The sequence below is a fragment of the Pseudonocardia sp. SID8383 genome (assembly GCF_009864975.1).
Taxonomy (GTDB): Bacteria; Actinomycetota; Actinomycetes; order Mycobacteriales; family Pseudonocardiaceae; genus Pseudonocardia; species Pseudonocardia alni.
Genome location: NZ_WWFY01000281.1, coordinates 1 through 2109 on the forward strand (window position 1 = coordinate 1; position 2109 = coordinate 2109).

Below are 2109 nucleotides of genomic sequence, written 5' to 3' on the forward strand. Positions count from 1 at the left end.
AGCCCACTGCCGTGAGCGCCGGTGCGGCGAGCGGGGCGGCCATGGCCAGCACGGCGCCGGCCCCCACCCCGCCGAGCACGGCGCTCGCGGCGCGCGGTGTGCGTCGTCGGGTCACGGCCGCGTAACGTACCAGCACTGTGAGTGGCAACACGGATTCGACCGTTCGGCTGATCGCATGGGTCCAGGGGCAGGTGCAGGGCGTCGGTTTCCGCTGGTGGACGCGGTCGCGGGCGCTCGAGCTCGGCCTCGTCGGCCAGGCCCGCAACCTGTCCGACGGCCGGGTCGCGGTGACCGCGGAGGGTGACCGCGCCGCCTGCGACCGTCTGCTGGAGCTGCTGCGCGGCGGGGACACCCCGGGGCGGGTGGCGTCGGTGTCGGAGCAGTGGGCTGAGCCGTCCGGAGCATTCTCCGGGTTCATCGAGGCCTGACCGCTCAGTTCTGTCGGTGCGGGGGTCTACACCTGTGCCCACACCGACCCCGGAGGTCCCGATGCCCGTCCAGATGACCCCGTACCTGCACTTCGACCACCGTGCGCGGGAGGCGATGGAGTTCTACCGCTCCGTGCTGGGCGGCGAGCTGCAGATCATGACCTTCGGTGACATGGGCGCCGAGGGCCCCGTCCCGCCGCCGGACGGCGTCATGCACGCCTACCTCGGCACCCCCGACGGCTTCGCGCTCATGGCCTCCGACGGCGACCCGCGGCACCCCACCGGGGCCCCGTCGGGCATCTCGGTCAGCCTGTCCGGCGACGACCCGGAGAAGCTGCGTGGCTTCTTCGCCGGGCTCGCCGAGGGCGGCGTCGTCGACGTCGCGATGGAGAAGCAGATGTGGGGCGACGAGTTCGGCCAGCTCACCGACCGCTTCGGCGTCCGCTGGCTGGTCAACGCCTCCGCCCCCACCGGCTGAGGGTGCGCGGGCGGGCCGTCGGGCACGGCGGCCCGCCCGGCTACCCTGGTCGCCCCCGCGCCCCTGGAGATCCCCGCCCGTGCACCTCAAGACGCTGACGATGAAGGGCTTCAAGTCCTTCGCCTCGGCCACCACGCTGCGCCTGGAGCCCGGGATCACCTGCGTCGTCGGGCCGAACGGCTCGGGCAAGTCCAATGTCGTCGACGCGATCAGCTGGGTGCTCGGCGAGCAGGGCGCCAAGGCGCTGCGCGGCGGCAAGATGGAGGACGTGATCTTCGCCGGCACGTCCGGCCGGGCGGCGCTGGGCCGCGCCGAGGTCACCCTCACCATCGACAACTCCGACGGCGCCCTGCCGATCGACTACTCCGAGGTCTCGGTGACCCGCCGGATGTTCCGCGACGGCGCCGGCGAGTACGAGATCAACGGCTCCCGCGCCCGGCTGCTCGACGTGCAGGAGCTGCTCAGCGACTCGGGCATCGGCCGGGAGATGCACGTCATCGTCGGGCAGGGCCAGCTCGACGGGGTGCTGCAGTCCAAGCCGGAGGACCGCCGCTCCTACATCGAGGAGGCCGCCGGGGTCCTCAAGCACGACAAGCGCAAGGAGAAGGCGCTCCGCAAGCTCGACGCGATGCAGGCCAACCTCACCCGGCTCACCGACCTCACCGCCGAGCTGCGCCGCCAGCTCAAGCCGCTGGGCCGCCAGGCCGAGATCGCCCGCCGCGCCCAGGCCGTGCAGACCGAGCTGCGCGACGCCCGGCTCCGCCTCGCCGCCGACGACTACGTGACCCTGTCCGAGGAGACCCGGCGTGAGGAGGCGTCCCAGGAGCAGGCGCGGCGCCGCCGCGCCGAGGTCGAGGAGCAGCTCGACGTCGCCCGCGAGCGCCAGGACGAGCTGGAGACCGCGCTCGCCGCGGACGCGCCGCGGCTGCAGGTCGCCCAGGACACCTGGTACCAGCTCTCCGCGCTGGCCGAGCGGCTGCGCGGCACCGTGCGCCTCGCCGAGGAACGCGTCCGCCACCTCACCTCCTCGGCCGAGGCGGGGCGCACCCCCGGCCGCGACCCGGACGAGACCGAGGCCGAGGCCGACGCGGTCGCCGAGCAGGAGGACGAGCTGGTCGCCGCCGTCGCCGACGCCCGGCGCCTGCTCGACGAGGCCGTCACCGAGAAGGCCGAGCGCGAGCGGACCCTCGCCGCCGCCGAGCG

General features: G+C 74.2%; 3 protein-coding genes. All 3 read left to right on the forward strand.

The window, feature by feature from the left end:
- Positions 1-137: 137 nt before the first annotated feature.
- Positions 138-428 (forward strand): acylphosphatase, encoded by a 291-nt coding sequence (locus tag GTW08_RS06815; protein WP_161151591.1) that lies wholly within the window; start codon positions 138-140, stop codon positions 426-428.
- Positions 429-489: 61 nt separating this feature from the next.
- Positions 490-906, forward strand: a complete 417-nt coding sequence (locus tag GTW08_RS06820) for a VOC family protein (protein ID WP_161151592.1) — start codon at positions 490-492, stop codon at positions 904-906.
- 79 nt (positions 907-985) lie between these two features.
- The coding region (locus tag GTW08_RS06825; RefSeq protein ID WP_161151593.1) for an AAA family ATPase at positions 986-2109 on the forward strand (1124 nt) is incomplete at its 3' end.

Excerpts from the sequence above, each read along its gene's own strand:
- GTW08_RS06820 (WP_161151592.1), top strand. The coding sequence starts at position 490 with ATGCCCGTCCAGATGACCCCGTACCTGCACTTCGACCACCGTGCGCGG.